This window comes from Comamonas odontotermitis (assembly GCF_014207855.1).
In the GTDB taxonomy this organism is placed as follows: Bacteria; Pseudomonadota; Gammaproteobacteria; order Burkholderiales; family Burkholderiaceae_C; genus Comamonas; species Comamonas odontotermitis_A.
Window position 1 is genome coordinate 79,917 of record NZ_JACHKZ010000002.1, and the last position, 18,581, is coordinate 98,497.

14 protein-coding genes are annotated in these 18,581 nt (G+C 64.4%); 6 read left to right on the top strand and 8 right to left on the bottom strand.

Going from position 1 to position 18,581, the window contains the following annotated elements; all coding sequences use genetic code 11:
• Positions 1-24: 24 nt before the first annotated feature.
• The 4 genes from HNP33_RS02420 (at position 25) to HNP33_RS02435 (ending at position 4,114) form a co-directional block, all read left to right on the top strand.
• On the top strand, positions 25-459 hold the full coding sequence (locus HNP33_RS02420; protein WP_184704901.1) for a pyrimidine dimer DNA glycosylase/endonuclease V: 435 nt from the start codon (positions 25-27) through the stop codon (positions 457-459).
• Positions 456-1,931, top strand: coding sequence for a S1 family peptidase (locus tag HNP33_RS02425; RefSeq protein WP_184704903.1), 1,476 nt, complete (start codon positions 456-458; stop codon positions 1,929-1,931). The genes HNP33_RS02420 and HNP33_RS02425 overlap by 4 nt, the downstream gene beginning before the upstream one ends.
• Entirely contained in the window at positions 1,928-3,025 is a 1,098-nt protein-coding gene (locus tag HNP33_RS02430) for an FHA domain-containing protein (RefSeq protein ID WP_184704905.1), read from the top strand. Before HNP33_RS02425 ends, HNP33_RS02430 begins: the two co-directional genes overlap by 4 nt.
• A gap of 84 nt (positions 3,026-3,109) precedes the next feature.
• Positions 3,110-4,114, top strand: a complete 1,005-nt coding sequence (locus HNP33_RS02435; RefSeq protein WP_184705238.1) for an aldo/keto reductase — start codon at positions 3,110-3,112, stop codon at positions 4,112-4,114.
• A 51-nt stretch (positions 4,115-4,165) separates the two neighbouring features.
• On the opposite strand, the gene HNP33_RS02440 is transcribed toward HNP33_RS02435, so the two are convergent.
• Positions 4,166-4,858, bottom strand: a complete 693-nt coding sequence (locus HNP33_RS02440) for a phytanoyl-CoA dioxygenase family protein (protein ID WP_325064900.1) — start codon at positions 4,856-4,858, stop codon at positions 4,166-4,168.
• A gap of 3 nt (positions 4,859-4,861) precedes the next feature.
• Entirely contained in the window at positions 4,862-6,247 is a 1,386-nt protein-coding gene (gene radA, locus HNP33_RS02445) for a DNA repair protein RadA (protein WP_184704907.1), read from the bottom strand.
• 155 nt (positions 6,248-6,402) lie between these two features.
• On the opposite strand from radA, the gene HNP33_RS02450 reads away from it, so the two are divergent.
• Positions 6,403-7,023 (top strand): glutathione S-transferase family protein, encoded by a 621-nt coding sequence (locus HNP33_RS02450; RefSeq protein ID WP_184704909.1) that lies wholly within the window; start codon positions 6,403-6,405, stop codon positions 7,021-7,023.
• A 107-nt stretch (positions 7,024-7,130) separates the two neighbouring features.
• Here HNP33_RS02450 and HNP33_RS02455 read toward each other — a convergent pair whose 3' ends face one another.
• The 6 genes from HNP33_RS02455 to alr form a co-directional block, all read right to left on the bottom strand.
• Positions 7,131-7,958: a substrate-binding domain-containing protein gene (locus HNP33_RS02455; protein WP_184704911.1), complete on the bottom strand. Its 828-nt coding sequence runs from the start codon at positions 7,956-7,958 to the stop codon at positions 7,131-7,133.
• A 117-nt stretch (positions 7,959-8,075) separates the two neighbouring features.
• Positions 8,076-9,611, bottom strand: a complete 1,536-nt coding sequence (locus HNP33_RS02460; protein ID WP_233464321.1) for an ABC transporter substrate-binding protein — start codon at positions 9,609-9,611, stop codon at positions 8,076-8,078.
• A 205-nt stretch (positions 9,612-9,816) separates the two neighbouring features.
• On the bottom strand, positions 9,817-10,662 hold the full coding sequence (locus HNP33_RS02465; RefSeq protein WP_233464282.1) for a hypothetical protein: 846 nt from the start codon (positions 10,660-10,662) through the stop codon (positions 9,817-9,819).
• Positions 10,663-10,722: 60 nt separating this feature from the next.
• A complete protein-coding gene (locus tag HNP33_RS02470) occupies positions 10,723-11,340 on the bottom strand; it encodes a hypothetical protein (protein WP_184704915.1) in 618 nt (205 codons plus the stop codon).
• Positions 11,328-15,407 carry a Pls/PosA family non-ribosomal peptide synthetase gene (locus tag HNP33_RS02475; RefSeq protein ID WP_184704917.1) on the bottom strand — a complete coding sequence of 1,360 codons (4,080 nt, stop codon included), beginning with the start codon at positions 15,405-15,407 and terminating at the stop codon, positions 11,328-11,330. The genes HNP33_RS02470 and HNP33_RS02475 overlap by 13 nt, the downstream gene beginning before the upstream one ends.
• Before the next feature lie 325 nt (positions 15,408-15,732).
• Complete coding sequence (gene alr, locus HNP33_RS02480; protein ID WP_184704919.1) at positions 15,733-16,836, bottom strand: alanine racemase; 1,104 nt, start codon at positions 16,834-16,836, stop codon at positions 15,733-15,735.
• A 349-nt stretch (positions 16,837-17,185) separates the two neighbouring features.
• Here alr and lplT point away from each other — a divergent pair, with 349 nt between their 5' ends.
• A complete protein-coding gene (gene lplT / locus HNP33_RS02485; RefSeq protein WP_184704922.1) occupies positions 17,186-18,490 on the top strand; it encodes a lysophospholipid transporter LplT in 1,305 nt (434 codons plus the stop codon).
• Positions 18,491-18,581 lie beyond the last annotated feature (91 nt).

Here is an 18,581-nt window from a genome sequence, read left to right on the forward strand (position 1 = left end):
CTTTTATTTTGATAGCATTCACCCATGCGTCTTTGGTCCTTGCACCCCCGGTACCTTGATCCGCAGGGCCTGGTTGCGCTGTGGCGCGAGGGCCTGCTCGCACGCCACGTGCTCCATGGCCTCACCAAAGGCTATCGCAACCACCCCCAATTGGACCGGTTCAAAGCCCACGCCACACCCCAGCTGGCGATCGACGCCTACCTGTGGGCCGTGCAGCAGCAGGCCACCGAACGCGGCTACCGTTTTGACAGCAGCAAGCTCGGCCCCGCCTCTGCGGTAGCGCCCATTGCCGTTACCAGCGGCCAGATGGCCTACGAATGGGAGCACCTGCTGCGCAAGCTGCAGGCACGCAACCCGGCGCTGTGGGAGCAATGGCGCCATACCACCGATCCGCAATGCCACCCGATGCTGCAACCGTGCCCCGGCCCGATCGCCAACTGGGAACGCCCCGAACCATGACCCCCTTGATCCGAATCAACTGCCTGGCTGGCGTGCTGGCTGTGCTGCTGGCAGCCCCCGCGGCAGCACAACCACAGGCGGCAGCGGCCGCGCCGCTTGCCAGCACCGTGCCATCTGCCCCTGCCGGTGGCGACACCCATCCACATACCGCGCCTGCCGACGCAGCAACCACGGCAACCGCGCAGCCCCCCACTCGTGCAGCAGCTACCGTGGCCGATGCACCGCTGCCGCCGCCCTCGCCCGACGCCCAGCAGGCCTACATGGCTGCGCGCGACAAACTCGTGCAGATCCGCACCCTGAGGCGCCAGACCAACACGCAAAGCAGCACCGGATCAGGCTTTTTCGTATCGGCTGACGGCCTGCTCATCACCAACTACCATGTGATCAGCCAGCTGGCGCTGGAGCCCGAACGCCACCGGGCCGTGCTGGTAGCCGTTGATGGCAAGGAAGCGCCGGTACAGCTGCTGGCCGTGGACGCCCTGCACGACCTTGCCCTGCTGCGCGTTGCCAAGGCAGACAAGGACGGCGATGCTCCCCATCACGGCGCCCTCGCACTGCGGCCCGCCAACAACCCGCTGAACGGCGGCGAGCGCATCTTCTCGCTCGGCAACCCGCTCGACGTGGGTTTTGCCATCACTGAAGGCACGTACAACGGCCTCGTGCAGCGCAGCTTCTACCCCCGCATCTTCTTTGGCGGCACACTCAACCCCGGCATGAGCGGCGGCCCCGCCATCGACACCCAGGGCCGCGTGGTGGGCGTGAACGTGGCCAAGCGCCTGGGCGCCGAGCAGGTGAGCTTTCTCGTACCTGTGGAATTTGTGGAGCAGCTGCTCGCGCGCAGCCGCAGTGCAGAACCCGTCAAAGGCGCGCTGCATGCCGAGCTGACCCGCCAGCTCACCGAACACCAGCAGGCCCTGACCGACCGACTGCTGGCGGGCCCGGCACGCACCGAGCGCTACGGCCCTTACCGCGTATCCGTGCCATCGGAGAGCCTGGCCCGCTGCTGGGGCGATGGCCGCGAGCGCCGCAGCGAATCGCTGTTCGACTTCGAGCGCAGCCAGTGCCGCATTGACAGCGAAGTATTCACCGGCGACGGCGATGTGGGCGGCCTGGGGCTGCGCTACGAAGCTTATGACGCCCCGCGCCTGAACCCCTGGCAGTTTGCCAACACCTACAGCCAGAGCTTTGCCAACGAACCCATGCGCAAGCGCGGCAACCGCGTGCGCACCGGCTTTGAATGCCGCGAAGACTTTGTCGCAGGCGACGCCAAATTGCCGCTGCGCGCCGTGGTCTGCATGTCGGCCTACCGCAAGTTCAGTGGCCTGTACGACCTGACCGTGCTGGCCGTATCAGTGGACCAGCCGCGCCAGGGCGTGCTGGGCAGGCTGAACGTGAGCGCCGTCAGCTTTGACAACGCCCAGCGTCTGGCCAGCCATTTCCTGCAAGGTTTTTCCAGCGAGAGCGCGCGATGAGCGAACACGATTACCCCGAGCTGACCGAAGTCGCGCCCGACACCGAAATGGCAGCCCTGGATGCCGCAGTCCCCGCACAGCCCGCCGCTGTGCCACCCGAAGGCGCGGTGCTGGAGCTGGTGGAACGCGGCCATCGCCTGGCGCTTGCGCTGCCGGTGTTTGCCTGGCCCTGCGCCATTGGCCGCGCGGCCACAGCCGACCTGGTGCTGACCGACATCAGCATCGCGCCCGAGCATGTGCGTCTGCATCGCAGCGGCGACGGCCAGTACGAAATCGAAGTGCTCGACAGCATCAACGGCATCTGGCTGGGCAAGCGCCACTACAGCGCGGGCGAGCGTTGCACATGGACGCCGGGCACCCGGCTCATTCTGGGCCGCGGCGTGCAACTGGCGCTGCGCACCACAGCACAGCCATTGGCACCCACACAGCGCTGGCGGCCCTTCTCGCGCGCACAAGGCCTGCTCACAGCCTTTGCGCTGGTGGCGCTTGCGCTGCTCGCGGCGCTGGAGACCTGGCTGGGCGCCACTGAGACCGGAACCATGGCGCGTCAGCTGCCATCCATGCTGCTGTGGCTGTTTGGTGGCCTGCTGGTGTGGTCCCTTCTCTGGTCGCTGATGGGCAAGCTGTTCACGGGTGCCACCGCGTTCTGGCGCCATGTCTGCATCGCCTCGGTCGGCATGGTGACCACGGCGTTGGTGGGCAAGCTGCTGTCAGCCAGCGCGTTTGCACTGTCGATACCACTGCTGTCGCGGTTTGACTCCAGCGTGGCCATCGCCCTGCTGGTGGTCGTGCTGTGGTTCCACCTGCGCGCGGCAACCCAGGTGGGCAGCCGCACGCTCGCCATCGCCATGCTGAGCCTGCTGGTGCTGGGCGTCGGCGCCAAGCTGGGCCTGCAATGGCAATCGCAGAAGCGCCTGGGTGACGGGCTGTACATGTCCAACCTCTTGCCCCCGCAATGGCGCATGGCGCCCACCGTACCGGTGGACCGCTTCGTGCAGGACACGGACGCCATCCGCCAGCAGCTGCAGACCCGCAGCCAGCTGGAAAAGGACGAAGACGAAGATGGCGCGGAGGAAGACAGCGGCCTCGACTGAGGCGCACTGCCTGCGCACCCCACGCGACAGACAGCAGCGCCATGCATGGCTACGATGGTCCCACCATTTGCCAAAGGGATTGCCATGCACTACCGCCAACTCGGCACCAGCCCGCTTCAGGTCTCAGCCCTGTGCCTGGGCACCATGATGTTTGCCGACCAGACCGATGCGCAGGAGGCCGCAGCCATCGTGGCCGATGCGCGCGAGCGCGGCGTCAACTTCATCGATACGGCCGACGTCTACAGCAAGGGCGCCTCCGAAAGCATGGTGGGCCGCCTGCTGCAAGGCCAGCGCGATGACTGGGTACTGGCCACCAAACTGGGCAACACCATGGGTGATAAGCCCAACCAGGGCTACTACTCGCGCGCCTGGATGCTGCGCGAAGTAGAGACCAGCCTGCAGCGCCTGCAGACCGACCGCATCGACATCCTCTACCTGCACCGTGACCGCGCCGGGCTGAATCTGGAAGAGCCCTTGTACGCCCTCAAACACCTGATCGACAGCGGCAAGATTCTCTACTGGGGCATCTCCAACTTCCGCGGCTGGCGCATTGCAGAGGCCGTGTTCATCGCCCGCCAGATCGGCCTGCCGCCGCCCGTGGTGTGCCAACCGTATTACAACCTGCTCAACCGCATGCCCGAGACCGACATCCTGCCCGCCTGCCAGCATTTCGGCATCGGCGTCGTGCCCTTCAGCCCGATTGCGCGCGGCGTGCTCAGCGGCAAGTACCAGCCGGGCATGGAGCCGCCCAAGGACAGCCGTGCCGGCCGCAACGATACGCGCATCATGCAGACCGAGTTCCGCCCCGAATCCCTGCTTATTGCGCAGCAGGTGCAGCAGCACGCCCAGCAGCAAGGCATCAGCGCCGCACAGTTTGCCACCGCCTGGGTGCTGGCACACCAGGCCATCAGCGCCGTCATCGCCGGCCCGCGTACCCTGCAGCAGTGGCAGGACTACCTGCCCGCGCTGGACTACCAGGTAACCGTGGAGGACGAGCGCCTCATCAACGGGCTGGTCAGCCCAGGCCACCCATCAACGCCCGGGTACAACGATCCGGCCCATCTGTGGCCGCAGGGGAGGTTGGCGTAGGAGCGGTCTGTTTGACAGCAAATGGCGTTTGTCCAACAAACGCCAGCCTGTTTATACCCAACCCGTTGTTGCAGCCCAGTCCAGTCCATAAGGCAGATGCGCAGGGCCAAACAGGAAATGCAGTACACGCCGACGGCTGCTGCCCGTGGCTTTGGACGAGGCATGCAGCAGCAGGGGCCGCATTACCAGTGCCGCCCCCACAGCAACGGGGCATGACACTTCGCCCCGTTCATTGCGAACCTCCGCTGCGCGCACACCATCCATGACACCCATGTCGTGCGAGCCGGGCACCACACGCAAGGGGCCATCATCTGCACCACAATCGTCCAGATGTAGGCGCACTGCCACCAGTTGCTCCAGCACCTGCAGTGGAGGCTGCACAAAATGCATCTCTTCCTTGACCGACCAGCCCGTAAGCGCAGGGTGCTCGACCCGCTCTCGCACCGCAATCCCCAGATCCTGGTGCAATGCAACCAGCCAGTTGGTGTCTCGGGATTTTTCAAAATAGGTGCATTGCACGGCGACATGGCTTTCGGGAATCAGTGCAGCCAAATCACCCGCCTTGCGTAATTTAGCGGCCAACTGCCTGCACCACGGCAAAGACAGCAGATGGCGTGACCCAGGCCCATTGCCCGACCAACCCTGAACTTCTGCCAGCGCAGCAACACATTCCTCCGTGCCCAGCACATCAGGCACAGTTACAAAGCCGTCGCGCCCAAATGCGGCTGTCAGGTCTGTTTGCACGCCCTACTCCAGTCCCCGCACAATCTGCATTGCGTCATCCACCCGCTCCACCGCATGGATGGTTAGCCCCTCTATCGGCTTCTTGGGTGCGTTGGCCTTGGGGACGACCGCGACGGTAAAGCCCAGCTTGGCAGCTTCCTTCAGGCGCTCCTGCCCGCGCGTGGCGGGGCGCACCTCGCCCGCGAGGCCCACTTCACCGAATGCAATGAATCCCTTGGGCAGTGCCTTGCCGCGCAGGCTGCTGGTAATGGCCAGCATGACGGCCAGGTCAGCCGCGGGCTCGCCAATGCGCACGCCGCCAACGGCGTTGACGAAGACGTCCTGATCGGCGCAGGCCACGCCTGCATGGCGGTTGAGCACGGCCAGCAGCATGGCGAGGCGGTCGCGGTCCAGGCCCACCGAGAGGCGGCGCGGGCTGGGGCCGCCCGCGTCGACCAGGGCCTGAATCTCGACCAGCAGCGGGCGCGAGCCTTCCAGGGTCACCAGCACACAGCTGCCCGGCACCGGATCGCTGTGGTGCGACAGGAAAATGGCACTTGGGTTGGAGACGCCCTTGAGGCCCTTTTCCGTCATCGCAAACACGCCGATCTCGTTGACGGCGCCAAAGCGGTTCTTGATGGCGCGCACGAGGCGGAAGCTGCTGTGCGTATCGCCTTCGAAATACAGCACGGTGTCCACCATGTGCTCCAGCACGCGCGGGCCCGCCAGCGCGCCTTCCTTGGTCACATGGCCTACCAGGATGACGGCAATACCCGTGCTCTTGGCCATGCGCGTGAGGTGCGCCGCGCATTCGCGCACCTGGGCCACCGAGCCCGGCGCCGAGCTGAGCTGGTCGGAATACATGGTCTGGATCGAGTCGATCACCACCACGGCAGGCTGCGTGCTCTCGCAAGTAGCCAGAATCTTTTCCAGCTGGATTTCGGACAGCACATTGACCTGGCTGTTGTCGAGCCCCAGGCGGCGTGAGCGCAGCGCCACCTGCGAGCCACTCTCCTCGCCCGTCACATACAGCGCGGGCAAACCCTCACGCTGCAACGCATCCACCGCCTGCAGCAGCAAGGTGGATTTGCCGATGCCCGGATCACCGCCGATCAGCACCACGCCGCCCTCGACAATGCCGCCGCCCAGCACCCGATCCAGTTCGCTGATGCCGCTGGGCGTGCGCGCCACATCCGTGGCCTCGATCGCCGACAGGGGCGTGACCGCCTGCGCCTGGCCCGCATAACCGGTGCGCCCGGTCTGGCTCAGGCGGTTCTTTCCGCCACCGGCAGGCTCGGCCGCCGTCTCCACCAAGCTGTTCCATGCGCCGCAGCTGGGGCACTTGCCCAGCCAGCGCGGGCTCGTGCCGCCGCATTCATTGCAGGTATAAATCGATTTGTCTTTGGCCATGTCACCGCGATTGCTGATACTGCTGCCAATGGTATACGCGCCGATGGACCGGCAAGCGACACCCTGGTTTGCTGCCGTGGTTTAGTATCAAAACCATAGCTGATGGCGCTTGATGGACAGGCGCCAACCACCGATTTTTATCCAAGGAGATTGTGATGAGCACCCCTCTGACCCTGTACTACGCCCCTGGCACCTGTGCCCAGGCCGTGTTGATTGCGCTGCACGAAGCCGGTGCCAACTTTGAAGCCAAACGACTGAACATGGCCGAGGCCGAGCAGCGCAGCGCCGCCTATCTGGCCATCAACCCCAAGGGCCGCGTGCCTGCGCTGCGCACGCCGCAAGGTGTGCTGTCAGAAACCCTGGCACTGCTCCTGTACGTTGCGCAAACCCACCCCCAGGCCAAGTTGGCGCCGCTGGACGACCCCTACCGCCTGGCGCACATGCAGGAATTCAACAGCTTTCTCGCCTCGACCGTGCATATCAACCACGCCCACCGCCCCCGCGCAGCACGCTGGGCGGACGACGAGGCCGCCCACAAAGCCATGCAGGCCAAGGTACCGCAGAACATGCGTGATGCCTTCACCATCATCGAGCAGCACTACCTGGGCGACCAGCCCTGGGTGCTGGGTGACCAGTACTCCGTCGCCGACCCCTACCTGTTCACCATGGCCGGGTGGCTCAAGAGCGACGGCGTCGACATCCAGGAGTTTCCGCGCGTGGCCGCGCATTTCGAGCGCGTCAAGGCCCGGCCTGCGGTGCAACGGGCGCTGGCCTGAGCCGCATGACCGGGGGGGGCGAATAAATGCTATTAAAAATGAAGCATTCAGCACTTTTTCATTGAACTCCACAGCCCATTTCATTCAATCTGCTGAATAGGTGGCGCTCAGTACGGCTGTCGCTGCGCTGCAGGCGCCTCCCAACCTGTTCCTGCCCAATCGTGCTGTGCGGCTTCGCGCTGGTAGAAGCGGGCCAGCGCCTGCCCGCCGGCCGCGCTGGTCGCATGCCCAGCAACGGCTGCGCCATACACGGCGGCATAGGCCAGCGGCGCAGGCAGATCGCCAATGATGCGGGTGCCAGCGGACTGCTGCAGTTCGCTGCGCAATTGCAGGCCCAGCTCCGCATCGCCTCGTGCCACCAATTGCGCCACCTGGGGGCCGAACACCTTGATGCTCTTGGACAACACGGTATCTGCCATGCCGAGTTGGGGCAACAGCTGTTGTTCAATGAAAGCGCTGCCCTCTGACGAAGGATAGGCCACCGTCCTGGCCGATTGCAGCAAGGCGCGCACATCCTGCTCGCTCTGCAATGGAGGCGCCGCGCGGCCCGCCTGCACGGCAGCAGCCAGCGGCGTCTGCACCACGGGCACGATGCTGCCTCGGCGCAGCAGGCTCTGTGCCTGCAACTGCTCCAGCACCGCAACCGGAGCCACCACCACATCCACCGATGCGCCTTCCTGCAGATACGGTGCCACGGCCAGCGCAATGGCTGGAATGGTGCCGTAACCCGCCTCGGTCTGAATCTGCGTGGGAATGATGAGCCGCCCCGCAAGCGCCCGGTGCACATCGGCAAACCCCTGGATCATCAGCACCTTGACAGGCAGGCTGGCCAGCGCCTCGTCATCGGGCGCTCGCTGAAAGTCGGGCACATCAGAAGCACAGCCCGCCAGCGCAGCAGCGGCCAGACAAAGCAGAAGAGAGCGGCGTCGGGGCATGGATGGCATGCGCTGATTATGGGCGGCCTGTAAGGCGAGTCGAAAAATGGGGCTTGGCGAACCCGAGTAGCGTTCACACGCACCCCAAAACCCCAAGCCTCCGCAGCCAAGCGCCGATCAGTTGACCTTCAACGCCCGCCAGTCAATATAGTTATCCGCCCGCGTCGGAATCTGCACTTTCTTGGCCGTGGCCCAGGGCGTGATCAGGTTGAACAGCGGAATGTGCGAGATGGCCTTGTGTTCGTTGAGGAGCACCTTTTCGATCAGCTGGTTGCGCAGCTTCAGATCGGTTTCGGTCTTGACCCGCTCAATCATCGCGTCCTGCTGCGGGTTGGATGCACGGCCCAGGTTGAAGTTGCCGTCGCCGCCACCGCCTGGCGAGCGGATCAGCGCCTGCAGGCTGTAGTAGGCATCAAACGTGGGTACGGACCAGCCCAGCAGGTAGACGCTGGCCTCGTAGCGCTGGATCATCGGGAAATAGGTGGCAAACGGCTGCGTGCGCAGCTTGGCTTTGACACCCACCTTTGCCCATTGCGCGCTGACGGCCTGGCACAGCGCCTCGTCGCTCGGGTAGCGGCCTGCCGGGCAGGAGAATTCCACCTCGAACCCATCGGGGTAGCCCGCTTGCGCCAGCAGCTTCTTCGATGCTTCCGGGTCGAACGGCAGGCGCTTGTCGACCTGCGGCGTCCAGCCGTTCACGTGGTGGGCGATCAAGGTGCCGGTGGGCTGTGCGAGGCCCCGCATCACCACGCGCTGGATGGTGCCCATGTCAATCGCCTGGTAGAGCGCCTGGCGCACACGCACATCCTTGAACGGGTTCTTGCCCTTGACGCTGGAATGCTCCAGCTCATCGCGGTATTGGTCCATCCCCAGGAACATCGTGCGGTCCGCCGCCGATTCGAGCACCTGCAGATTGGGCGCCTGCTTGATGCGCTGCAGATCGTTCATGCTCGGGTCGATGATGAAATCGACTTCGCCCGACAGCAGGGCGGCGGTGCGCGTGGCATCCGATTTGATGGGCGTGTACACCGCCTCGGTCACATTGGTGGGGTACTTGCCCTTGCCCCACCAGTGGGGGTTGGCCTTGAGCACCAGACGCGAATCGGGCGACCACGAATCGAGCACCAGAGGCCCAGTGCCCAGCGCGTGGCGGTGGGCATAGTTCTCATCCTTGGCCTTGATGTCCTTGGGCACGGTGGAGTTGTTTTTCTCGGCCCAGGGCTTGCTCATGATGCGCAGTTCGGTCAACTGATTCACCAGCACCGGGTTGGGAACGTCCGAGAAGATATCGACGGTGGTCGGGTTCACCACTTCCACGCGGTCAATGCCCTGCGTGTAGACCACAAAGCCCGAGGTTTTGGCCTTGGCGCGCTCCAGCGAGAACTTCACATCATCGGCCGTCAGTGGCGATCCGTCGCTGAAGGTGACGCCATCGCGCAAGGTAACGCGCAGCTGCTTGGGGTTGATGCGCTCCCATTTGGCCGCCAGCGATGGCTCGGGCTTTTGGGTCTGGCTGTTGTATTCGACCAGGGCCTCGTACACCGCACGGTGCACCGAATTGTTGACGCCGACATTCTGCGCATGGATGTCCCAGGACGACAGATCGGCAGAGCGCGTCCAGCGGAAGGTGGACGCCTGGGTGGGCAGCGCCATGGCCGCAAGTGCTCCGGCTACCGCCAGTGCCGATGCCGCCCGGGTCAGGGCTGATTGGCGCTGCAAGAATGTGGTGGGATACATCACAGATTCCTTCTTATTCATACCAAAACCAAACGCGTAAAAACCAAACCCGTACTATGGCAGCGAAACCGCTGGTTACCAACAAACCTTTGGTTGTATCCATATGAACGACGCCAGCCTGTCAATGCGAACCCCGGACATGAGCGACCACCTCGCGCAAGGTGTCAGCCTCAGGCACCCACCAGTCGGCCAGCGCGCCCACGGCCACGGCGCACACCAAAGCGCCCAGCAGCGGTTTCCAGGTCAATCTCACGGCAGAGGCGAGCCAGCCCGCGCGCTCCACACGCACCAGCGCTCGCGCAGCCATCATCGAAAAAGCCAGCTCCACCGCCACGGTCAGCAGCACATCCACCCCAAAATACAGCCACAGCAGAGCACCGAGGCCAAAAAAGGCCAGCACCAGGCCCGCAAAGACGGCAAGGATCGGCACGATCACAATGCCTTCATCGCCTCCGCCGATATCGCCAATGTCCACGCTGTCGACCCATGAGCCGCTGCCGCCCTGGGGCACATCTGCTGCGCCGCTCCAGTTGCCCGACGCGCCTCCTCCGCCAAAATCGCCGCCACCACCGGCCTGCACATCGGACGGGCCATGGTGGTGGTGCAGATCGGGAAACCCATCGAGAACATCTGCGCCATCTGCCGAAGACTCTTCACGCCTGCGCTCGTACGCATTGCGCACCAGATAGGCCGCCCACAACCGCAGCACCGCCAGGTACACGGCATAACCCACGCCCAGGCTGACGGCATAGCGCACCGCCATCGATTCCACCCCCGCCTTCAGCATGGCGGCGGTGACCAGCCACATGACCAGCAGTACCAGCAAGCCCATGCACAGACCGTGCATGCGCAACCAGTGTTTTTGCTGCAAGGCAGCGGCCATGCGCTGGGGCTGCATGCGCAGCGCCCACCAGCTCGAATAACGCTGGGCATTTTTACCAGGGCGGCGTTTGGGTGGTGGGGGCAAGGTTGGGGGCGAGAGTGAGGACGCCCGCAGTGTAGCAGCGCCGCGGCCCGCCTCAGCCGCTCAAGAATGCCAGGCCAAGGCCGCTGCAGCAGTGCCCCAAGCAGCAGGCCAGGCCAGCGGCACGCAATGCATGTTGGCATCCCAGTCGGCAGGCCGGGCATCTGCCTCTGAAAGCTGCAGGCCAGCGCATTTGAGCCGCGCCTCCAGCTGCGCCCACTGTGCAGCAAAGGCAGCACGCAAGCCCGCACCCTGCAGCGGCGACAGCGCTTGCGCGGCAGGCCCGATGAATTGCCGCTCTACAGCGTGCCATTCGGCGTCATCGCCATCGGCGGGAATCGCCTGGACATCCACGCCCACAGCAGCTCGATCCGACCATGCCCACAGTGCAGACGCACCAGCATAGGCGACCGAAAGGTGAATGCGAGCGTGCGTTTGGCCGCCCAGCGACAGCACCGGAGCCTGGCCGGGCACGCGCTGCACAGACAACTGCCGCGCATCGCACTGCAGCACCTCCGCCAACGCACTGCAAATGGACTGATGCACTGCATGGCGCAGGCTTTCCCGCAAGGCTGCTGGCGACCCCGCAGCGGGCGCCAGGCAAACCGCATACACCTGCAGCCCCCCTTGGCAGGCAGCAGGCAGTGCCACTGCCTGCTGCACCACGTTCAGGACCGCCATGGCGCCGCAGGAGCGCCGTGCCAGCGGGTGCCTGCTGGCAGGTTTTCGCCCTTCATCACCAGGGTCATGGGTCCCAGCTGCACGCCATCGCCCACCTGGGCGCTGTACAGCACGGTGCAGCGCGCGCCAATCGTCACACGCTCGCCGATGATCACATGGTCAATCTTCATCACCCGGTCCTCAAACAGATGGGTCTGCGGGCACGCAAGCGCGTTTAGCTCGCTGTGCGCACCCACGGTCACGCAATCGTGCTCGGTGATATCGGTCGTATCCAGATAGGCGCTCATGGCAATCTTGCTGCCCATGGCATTCATGGCCAGATTGAGCAAGGGTGTGCCGCGCAGGTAGCGCAGGAAGTTGGGGATGGCGATACCTTCGTACATGCTGGTGGCCGCTTCGGACAACCAGACAAAGGGCGTCCACATCGGCACCGCCTTTTTGCTGTAGCGCCCTACCAGCAGCCATTTGAACAGGGCCACCGCAAGAAAAGCCCCCAGGCCAAACACGATGCCGGCCATTGCAAGGTCTACCACCACCGCGCCCCAGCGGCCTGCAGATGCGAGCGGCATGGCATCGAGCACGATGGCATAGCCCGCAGCAATCACCAGGGCGTGCGGCGCGCCAATGCGGAAGGCCTCGACGAGGCCCCGCCCCAGAATGCGCTTGCGCGACGGTGCAAAGGTCAGGTGATCGGGGTAGCCCTGCACCACTTCGCGGGCGGGCAGGTTCATCGCGGGCGAGCCGATCCAGGTCTGACCGTCCTGCATGTCGGCATTGCGCGGCACGGCCGACATCACGCCGATCAGCACGCCTTCAGGGATGGTGGAGCCATCGGGCACATAGGCGCCGTTGCCAATGAAGCTGCGGCGCGACACCACCGTGGGCTGCACCGTCATGTAGCCGCCATCGATGCGCTCATCACCCAGCATCACCGCGTCGGCTACAAAGCACTCATCCCCCAAGGTCAGCATGTCGGGCACCACGCCCAGAGCGGTGGACAGCTCTGTGCGCTTGCCCACCTTGGCGCCCAGCATGCGGTACCAGGTGGCTGAATACACGGTGGCATAGATGCCGTGGAGGGTTCCCAGGCTGGCCTCCTGGATCTGGTTGGTGAGCCATTTGCCCAGGTAGCGCTTGCTGTGCACCGACCAGGTGCCCGGCCGCAGCCGGGGCAGCAGCAGGTAGCGGATCAGCGCGGCCACCAGCATGGTGCAGACCACCAGCACCAGGCTGGCGGGCAGCGCCAATACGAAGAACTTGAAAAACCGCAGGATGAAAGCGCCCAGTGCATCCACCGTGCCATCTTCGATCAAGGGGCGTACCGAGATCGAGTCCACATCCAGCCAGTCGATCAGCAGGAAGGTGGGGAACACCGGCATGAAGAACAGCGTGGCAATCAGCAAACCACCCATGGCAAATACCAGCATCTCCCAGCTGCGCCAGGCCGCGCTGGGCGAGATGCGTTCGGGCATGGCCGTTTCGTCAAAGGCGGACACATGCTGCGCTGGCGAGCCAGCCCACACGGTGCGCGCAGGCTGCGCCTCGCCATCGGCCAGGGTGGATTGCCCTTCCAGATGGGCCCACTCACCCAGACGGGTATTGCCTTCCAGCACCACATAAGAGCCGATACAGGCGTTGGCGCCGATGTCGATGCGGCCCAGCAGCAGCCAGCCGCCTTCGACGCGGGCGTTTTCCAGGTTGACAGCGTTGCCCACGCTGGCGCCGTCGCCAATGGCCAGCAGATCAGGCGCACGCACGGTGATCGAACCCAGCACCACCTCCTTGCCCACCTTGGCGCCCAGCGCGCGCAGCCATAGCGGGAAGAGCGACGAGCCGGTGATCATCGCCACCGGCACCGCCTCCACCAGCCGGTCGGCAAACCACCAGCGGAAGTACGTCAGCCCCCACAGTGGATAGCGCCCCGCCTTGAGCCGGCCAGCCACCAGCCATTTGCCCGCCCAGGCCACGGCAAACTCCAGCACCGTGGCAATGGCAAACGCCAGCACCGAGATGGCAATGGCAAACGAGACTGAGTCGTTTTCGTCGCCGGTGAAGAAGTGGTAAGTGAAGAACGGCGCGAGCCATTGCGCCATTTTGATCAGTACCAGAAACGGTATTGCCGCCGCTTGTGCCGCGCCGCAGCGCCAACGCCGCAGTGCGGAGTGCGTGCGAAACGGCCGCTCGGCTGCAGGCGCGCTCTCATCTGCCATTGCGGACTGCAAGGCGTCCGCGATGCGGCCAATCTGGCGCTGCTGGTAGATGGTGCTGACCGTGGCCTGGGCAAAACGCGGATCGGCCCGCAGCTGCGAGGTCAGCCGCGCCGCAAACAGGGAGTGGCCGCCCAGATCGCTGAAAAAATCCAGCGTCCGGCGCACCGGCTGACCAGGAAACAGCTTGGCGAGCGCAGCAAACAGCACTTCTTCCGCAGGCGTTTGCGCGGTGTCGGAATCGGTGCTGTCCACAGCCACTGCCAACTCCATCGCCTTGAGCGCCTTACGGTCGATCTTGCCGGAGGTCAGCCGTGGCACCTCTGCCAGTGGCTCGAAGCGCGCAGGCACCATGTAGGGCGGCAGGCGCTCGGCCAGGGCATTGCGCAAGGCGGTGTGTGTGGGCGGCGCCGTGGTGCCGGGTACATCCGTGGGCACATAGAAGGCGACAAGCTGGTCCATGCCATCGTCACGGCGCAGCAGCACCGCCGTGGTGCCCACGCCCGGCTGCTGCGCCAGCACGGCTTCGATCTCGCCCAGCTCCACGCGAAAGCCCCGGATCTTGACCTGGTCGTCGGCCCGGCCCAGGCATTGCATCTGGCCGTGTTCGTCGATGCGCGCCAGATCACCCGTGCGGTACAGGCGCGTGTCGTGGGGGCCGGCAGGCCAGGGGTTGTCCAGAAACTTCTCGGCCGTCAGCTCCGGGCGGCCCAGGTAACCGGCAGCCACGCCGGGGCCGGTGATACATAGCTCGCCCGTCTCGCCCGCTGGCAGGCCCACCAGGGTGGGCGCCGTGCCTGCGGGAAAACTGTCCGCATCGATCACCTGCACCACCACCATGCTGTAGTTGGGCAGGGGCGTACCAATGGTGACGGGCTCGCCCGCCTTCAGCTCGGCCAGGCTCGCCGACACGGTGGCTTCAGTCGGCCCATAGGTGTTGAACATCTGGCGCGGCGCCCCGGTGCCAGACTGCGCCCAGCGCGCAACCAGCGCCTCGGGGCACATTTCGCCGCCCAGATTGATGATGCGCAGGTTGGGCACATCATGCGCAAACAATGCCAGCAGCGTAGGCACGGCATGCAATACCGTCACCTGCTGCTCGATCAGCGCCCGGGGCAGGGCTTCGGGGTCGCCCGCAATCTCGCGTGGCGCAATCCACAAGGTCGCGCCCACCAGGTAGCTGATCCAGATTTCCTCGAACGACATGTCAAACGCCACTGAGAAGCCCTGGTAGACCTTGTCGCCCAGACGCACTCCCAGGCGTGTGTTTTCGCTGCGCAGAAAATGGCAGATGCTGCCCTGCGTGATGGCAATGCCCTTGGGCTTGCCCGTCGATCCGCTGGTGTAGATGACATAGGCGGGGTCGCCTGGCTGCGCATTGCTGCGGCGGCGCAGCACGGTGCCGCCCGGCAACGGCGCCAGCAGTTGCGCGTCATCCAGCATCAAGGCCAAAACACCTGCTTGCGCAAGTGCATCGCGCGGTGCCTGCTCTGCAATCAACAACGCCTTGGCCTGCGCGTCGTCCAGGCAGGTGGCAATGCGCTCGGGCGGGGTTTCACTGTCGAACGGCAGCCAGGCAGCCCCGGTCTTGGCGATGGCCAACTGCAGGGTCAGCAGCGCAATGCCGCGCGGCAGCCACAGGCCCACCATGTCGCCAGGGCCGATACCCGCCTCGATCAGGCGGTGCGCGGCGCGGCTGGCGTCAGCATCGAGCTGCGCATAGCTCAGCTGCTGGCCGCCAGCAATCAGCGCCGTGGTTTCCGGATGGGCATAGGCGGTGGCTTCAAACAGGTCGGCCAGTACTTCGTGGCGCAACAGATCGGGCCGCTCGGGCCCACGCAAAACAACGGTCTCGGACATGAATGCAATGCCAGGCGCTTGCACAGGCGCAACAGCGCGCCTTCGTGGTTTGCAAGAACGCCCAAGAATGGGGCATTGCGCATTATGGGACGACAGCAGAGCACCTGGCCTTGAAGCAGCCTTCCGATCACAGATTGCTTGCAATGCTGAGGATTTGGCGCAACGCTGATTCCACGCCATTGGGCAGGCTTTAAGCGCTGTTTAATACGCGCCACGGCCCAGGGGCAAAGATTAGCAAAGCCAGGCCCGCTTCCAAGAGAAAAACTACTGGCACTCACTGATAGCGGCGCCCGCAACTTTATGGCACGGCTTGCTTTGGACCGTCTTAGCGACTGTCGACCACCATCGGCACGCGCGGGGCCACCGCACACATAAGCTCATAGCCCACGGTACCTGCCGCCTGTGCCACTTCGTCGATGGGCAGCACGGCCCCATTCGATGCCCGGCCCCACATCGTGACCTCGCTGCCAAAACCGGCACCTGCAATGCCCGTCAGGTCAACGGTGATCATGTCCATGCTGACGCGGCCCACCAGGCGCGAGCGCTGGCCATTCACCAGCACTGGCGTGCCGGTGCCGCAGTGGCGCGGATAGCCGTCTGCATAGCCGCAGGCGACAACGCCGATGCGCATGGGCTGCTCGGCAGTGAAGCGCGAACCATAGCCCACGGTGTCGCCCGGCTGCAGGTTCTGCACGCCGATCACCTTGGCCGACAGCGTCATCGCAGGCTGCAGACCCCAGTCATCCGCGGTCTTTTCGGGATAGTCCGGCGCGCCGCCATACAGCAAAATGCCGCCGCGCACCCAGTCGCCGCGTGCCTGGGCGGGCATATCGGGGTAGCGCAGCATGGCGGCGCTGTTGCAGATGGAGCGCTCACCGGGCAGATCGCGGGTGGTTTCCTCAAACACGGCAAGCTGGGGGCCGATGCCCTTGGCGGAATCGGCATCGCTGAAATGGGTCATGAACGAGATCTCGTCCACCTGCGGCAGCGCATTGAGGCGCGCCCAGGCCGAGCGGTAGCGCTCGGGCGTGAAGCCCAGCCGGTTCATGCCCGAGTTCATCTTGAGGAAAACGCGGTGCGGCTGCTGCGTCTTGTGAGCGGCCAGCCAGTCGATCTGCTGGTCGCAGTGCACGGCATGCCACAGGTTCAGGCGCGAGCACAGTTCCAGATCGCGCGCGTCAAAAACGCCTTCGAGCAGCAGGATGGGCCCGCGCCAGCCCAGATTGCGGATACGTTCAGCCTCCGAAGGCTCCAGAAGCGCAAAACCGTCGGCGGCGCGCATGCCCTCAAACACGTTTTCAATACCATGGCCGTAAGCGTTCGCTTTCACCACGCACCATAATTTGGCGTCATGTGCGGCCTGTCTGGCACGCGCCAGGTTATGTTGCACAGCAGCAGTATGAATGGTGGCTAGAATGGGACGCGGCATGGAGAAGACTCACAACAAGACAATGGAAAACCTCAGGGTCGTTGTCACCGGTACCCTGCAGCGGCGCGAAGAGATCGTCTACGCGCTCTGAGAGCCGCTGACACAAGCCAGCAGATCGCAGATTTGCGGTTGGAACGAGGCGCCGGCCACAGGCAGTACAAATGTACGACAGGGCCAGGCGTCCCCGACATAGCAACGACGTACAAGGGTTGTGGTAGCGGATCTAAGTGAAAACGCCTTGATATTCTGGCACCTTGCCGGCCACCCTGCGTGCTATAACCACGCCTGCTTGCCCGCAGCTTGCATATATTTCTCGCGCCATTAGCCCACCTTATCTTTCTCCTATCGAATGAAGCGCGGTTTCTACACCATCATGTCGGCGCAGTTTTTCAGCTCGCTGGCCGACAATGCACTGTTCGTGGCGGCGGTTGACCTGTTGATCAATGCCGGCGCTCCCGAGTGGCAACGCGCCGCTCTGGTGCCCATGTTTGCCCTGTTCTACGTGGTGCTGGCTCCTTTTGTGGGTGCGTTTGCCGATGCGTACCCCAAGGGCAAGGTCATGTTCGTCAGCAACGCCATCAAGGTGGTGGGGTGCTTTCTGATGCTGTTCGGCTCCCACCCGCTGATGGCCTATGCCGTGGTGGGCCTGGGAGCGGCCGCTTACTCTCCTGCCAAATACGGCATCCTGACCGAGCTGCTGCCCCCCAGCCAGCTGGTGCGCGCCAATGGCTGGATCGAGGGGCTGACGATCACCTCCATCATTCTGGGCGTGCTGCTGGGCGGGCAACTGGTGGGGGTCACGGTGTCTGGCTGGCTGCTGTCGTTCGATCTGCCGCTGATCGATACCCCCATCGACACGCCGTCAGAAGCTGCCATCTGCGTGATTGGCCTGCTGTACGCCATTGCAGCCTGGTTCAACACCCGCATTCCCCGCACCAACACCGAGTTGGTGCCACTGCGCCAGGATGCCTCGCGCAGTATGGCGTCCAACATCATGGACCTGCTGCCGGACTTCTGGCAGTGCAACGGCCGCCTGTGGAGGGACAAGCTCGGCCAGATCTCGCTCGCCACCACCACCTTGTTCTGGGGCGTTTCGGGCAACCTGCGCTATATCGTGCTGGCCTGGAGCGCCGTGGCCCTGGGCTACAGCACCACCAAGGCGTCGGCGCTGGTGGGGGTTGTCGCCATCGGCACGGCCGTCGGCGCGGTGCTCGCATCGATGCGCATGAAACTCGATGGCGCCACCAAGGTCATTCCGCTGGGCATCGCCATGGGGCTGCTGGTGGTGTGCATGAACTTCATCCACAGCATCTGGCTGGCTGTGCCCTTCCTCATCGTACTGGGTGGCCTGGGCGGCTTCCTCGTGGTTCCGATGAATGCCTTGCTCCAGCACCGCGGGCACAACCTGATGGGCTCGGGCCGTTCGATTGCCGTGCAGAACTTCAACGAGCAGGCCTGCATCCTGGCGCTGGGTGTGGTCTACAGCCTGTTCACCAAGCTGGGCCTGTCGGCCTATGGCGCAATCACCTGCTTTGGCCTGCTGGTAGCGGGCATCATGTGGCTGATCGGCCGGTGGCACCGGCATAATTGCAAGCAGCACACGCAAGAAGTCGAGCGGCTGCTCGATATCGCCCGCAATGACAACTGTCACTAGCAGGCGGCAAACGGCAGGCCACAAGCATTGCTTTGCACTGCCATACCGTGGCCACGGGCCATTCATTACTACAAATATATAGCTAACAGCG